The following is a 4,316-nucleotide window of genomic DNA, read 5'->3' as shown; positions in this document are numbered from 1 at the left end:
AGAAAATACATCAATTTTGATAAGTAGAAATGGTAAAAACATTGTATAGCATTTTACACAGGAGTCTGGACTTGACTCCTATTTTGTATTATTTATAATAAAAATGTAATTTTAAATTTAAATAAGGAAGGGAGCAAATTTAGTTTGTTTGGAAAAAACAATAAGCATATGATTTTAAAAAAAGGGAGAAAAAGAGTATTAAAGTATAGCATAAAAAAATTAAGTGTGGGTGTTGCATCAGTATTAGTTGGTGTAGGCCTTGTTTTTGGGGCAACTGGAATAGTTAATGCACAAATGGGTGAAGGAAGATTAGTAAATTATTCTGCTTCAGGAAATACGTTTCAAGAAAATCCGGGATATACGAAGAATTATAATTTCTCGGATTTACAATTCAACCCTAAAGCAATAACTGGTGATGTGTTACAAGGAAATACAATTGATTTTGAGGTTTATGGGAAACATAATATTGCAGCTTCAACTGCAAACTGGGAAATTCGTCTTCAATTAGATGAACGATTGGCCCAGTATGTTGAAAAAATTCAAGTTGATCCGAAGAAGGGCGTAGGAAATAGTAGACGAACTTTTGTAAGAATTAATGATTCGCTTGGCAGACCTACAAACATTTGGAAGGTTAATTACATTCGAGCAAATGATGGACTATTTGCTGGGGCAGAAACAACTGATACACAAACTGCTCCTAACGGTGTGATTACATTTGAAAAAAATTTAGATGAAATTTTTAAAGAAATTGGTGCAGATAATCTTAAAAGCGACCGTTTAATGTATCGTATCTATTTGGTAAGTCATCAAGATGACGATAAAATTGTACCTGGAATAGAAAGCGCTGGTTACTTTTTGACAGATCAAGATGATTTCTATAATAAGTTAGATGTATCCGAAAATAATTCTGATCAATTTAAGCATGGATCGGTAAATACTAAATATGAAGAAGCTAATATCCAAACAAAAGACGGTTCTGGGTCTACTGGTGCTAATGGAGCTATAATTTTAGATCATAAGTTAACGAAAGAAAAGAATTTTTCTTATTCAACTTCTGCAAAGGGAACGCCTTGGTATGCTAACTACAAAATCGATGAACGTTTAGTACCATATGTATCTGGAATACAAATGCATATGGTTCAGGCTGATAAAGTGGCATATAATGTTTCGTTTGAATCAGGAAAAAAAGTGGCTGATTTAGCGATTGAGCGACGTGAAGGTCATGAGAATTATGGTATGGGTTCAATCACTGACAATGATTTAACTAAACTTATTGATTTTGCTAATGCTAGTCCACGACCTATCGTTGTTAGATATGTTTTACAACTGACTAAACCTTTAGATGAAATCTTAGAAGAAATGAAAGCAGCGGATAAAATCGAAGAAAATGCGCCATTTGGTGAAGATTTCATCTTTGATTCTTGGTTGTCGGATACGAATAAAAAATTAATCCAGAATACTTATGGAACAGGTTATTATTATTTGCAAGATATTGATGGTGATGGAAACCCTGACGATAAAGAAGAGAGCGGAGACACGAATCCATATATCGGGAAACCTGAATTAGAAGAAGTATATGATGTTGACACAACAGTTAAGGGGAAAGTATTCATCCACGAGTTAGCGGGAACAGATCACAAAGCGCAACTTGTTGATAAAGAAGGTACTGTATTAGCAGAAAAAACTATCGCTCCAAATGAAAAAGATGGGGCTCCAATTTCAGATACTGTAGAATTTGAATTTACGGGTGTAGATTCAAGTAAACTAATCGCGAAAGATGAATTAAAAATCCAAATCGTTTCTCCAGGTTTTGATAAACCAGAAGAAGGTTCAACCGTTATTAAGGAATCACCAAAAGCGGTTGATAAACAAACCGTGGTAGTTGGATTTAAACCAGATGCTAAAGAATCAATTCGGAATAATAAAAACTTACCTGAAGATGCAGAGTATTCATGGAAAAAAGAGCCTGATACTTCTAACGTTACTGATAGTACGAAAGGTATTGTAACTGTTAAGATAGGAAATCGAACTTTCGACGTGGATGTAGAGTTTGCTGTAAAAGCTTCTCAAGCTATGGAAAATGATGCAACATACGTACCTATAACAACAACCCCAGAAACGACAATTCAAAGTGGTAAACCTACATTTGATAAACCAGATGTTCCTCTAGCTAACGATGCCTTTTCAATTTTAGATGTTTATAATAAGGACTTCGGCAATGCAAGTGTTGACGCAAATACTGGTATTGTTACATTCACTCCAGCTAAAGGTGTAGGAGAATCGGAGCCGATTACTGGAACAATTCCTATTAAAATTGTTTACCAAGATGGTTCTGTAGGCACGACCGATTTAGCAGTAACTGTAAGTAAAAATATTTATGAAAATCCAGGAGAAAACATTCCTGCAGGCTACCACAAAGTAACCTTCACCGCAGGAGAAGGAACAAGTATTGAAAGTGGAACAACAGTCTTTGCAGTGAAAGACGGCGTAAGCTTACCAGAAGATAAACTTCCGGTGTTGAAAGCAAAAGATGGTTATACAGATGCGAAATGGCCAGAAGAAGCAACGCAACCAATTAAAGCAGATGATACAGAATTTGTATCAAGTGCAACAAAATTGGATGATATCATTGAAAACCCAGGGGATAATATTCCGGCTGGCTATCATAAAGTAACCTTTACTGCAGGAGAAGGAACAAGTATTGAAAGTGGAACAACAGTCTTCGCAGTGAAAGACGGCGTAAGCTTATCAGAAGATAAACTTCCGGTGTTGAAAGCAAAAGATGGTTATACAGATGCGAAATGGCCAGAAGAAGCAACGCAACCAATTAAAGCAGATGATACAGAATTTGTATCAAGTGCAACAAAATTGGATGATAAATCTGATGCTGACAAATATACTCCTGAAGGTCAAAAAGTGACTACAGAATTGAATAAAGAACCTGACGCATCTGAGGGGATTAAAAATAAGAAAGATTTACCAAAAGATGCTAAGTATACTTGGAAAGAAAAAGTAGATATTAGTACAGCTGGAAATAAAAAAGGTACGGTTGTAGTGACATATTCAGATGGATCATCTGATGAAGTTGAAGTAGATGTCACAGTAACAGACAATCGCTCTGACGCTGATAAATATGAGCCAACAGTAGAAGGTGAAAAAGTAGAAATCGGTGGTAAAGTAGATTTAACAGATAACGTTACTAACTTACCAACGTTACCACAAGGAACAACAATAACAGATGTTACTCCTGGTGGTACAATCGATACTAATACACCAGGTAATTACGAAGGTGTCATTGAAGTAACGTATCCAGATGGTACAAAAGATACAGTAAAAGTTCCAGTAGAAGTAACAGACAATCGCTCTGACGCCGATAAATATACACCTAAAGGTCAAAAAGTAACTACTGAATTAAATAAAGAACCAGAAGCATCTGATGGAATTAAAAATAAATCGGATCTACCAAAAGGAACTATGTATGTTTGGAAAGAAAAAGTAGATGTGGGTATACCTGGAAATAAAAAAGCTACTGTTGTAGTAATATATCCAGATGGATCTAAAGAAGAGGTAGAGGTTGTTATTTCTGTAGTAGATAAAAAAGCGCCGAATAAACCTCAAGTTGATCCTATTACAGATGGTGACAAAATTGTTACTGGTAAAACTGAACCAAATGCAGATGTAACAGTAACGTTACCTGATGGAAGTCAATACCATGGCACAGCTGATAAGAGTGGTTACTTTAAAGTTAACGTTCCTAAATTAGAGGCAGGGACAAAAGTAAAAGTAACTTCAACTGATGAATCTGGCAATACTAGTGAACCTACTGATGTAGTTGTTTCGTCAAATGAATTAAACGGTGGAAAAGGTAATGGAACAGACAGTAAGACTAACAACAATCAAGATAAAAAACAATTCTTGAAAACTTATCCTAAAACAGGAGAGGTTGATAGTAATATTTATACTATTGCTGGTGGTTTAATATTGTTAGGAACTTTAGGGTTATTAGGGTATGAAAAATGGAAAAAAGAGGATGAATAGAAGTTTAAATTATTAAATATTCTCTGAAAAGAGGAAGAAGTCTCTTCCTCTTTTTGTTTTATTGTTGTTTATTTAAATAATATTGTGGATTTTATTATTTTTTATTAAAATAATGTTGATATTAAAATGAGTAAATAATTACTAGATAATATTTATTTACTTATAGTAAAAGTTCATATTTAAGTAAAGGAGTTTTTTTTGAGTCAAGTCCAGACTCCTGTGTAAAATGCTATACAATGTTTTTACCATTTCTACTTATCAAAATTGATGTATTTTCT

At 34.3% G+C, this 4,316-nt stretch carries 1 protein-coding gene; it reads left to right on the top strand.

What is annotated here, in order from left to right; translation table 11 throughout:
- Window positions 1–144 precede the first annotated feature (144 nt).
- On the top strand, window positions 145–4,038 hold the full coding sequence (locus KQI94_RS15535; RefSeq protein WP_216454601.1) for a Rib/alpha-like domain-containing protein: 3,894 nt from the start codon (window positions 145–147) through the stop codon (window positions 4,036–4,038).
- Window positions 4,039–4,316 lie beyond the last annotated feature (278 nt).

This window comes from Enterococcus sp. S183_ASV_20 (assembly GCF_018919685.1).
Lineage (GTDB): Bacteria > Bacillota > Bacilli > Lactobacillales > Enterococcaceae > Enterococcus > Enterococcus faecalis.
Note: the sequence above shows the minus strand (reverse complement) of the source record. Positions and strands in the feature narration are given on the sequence as shown.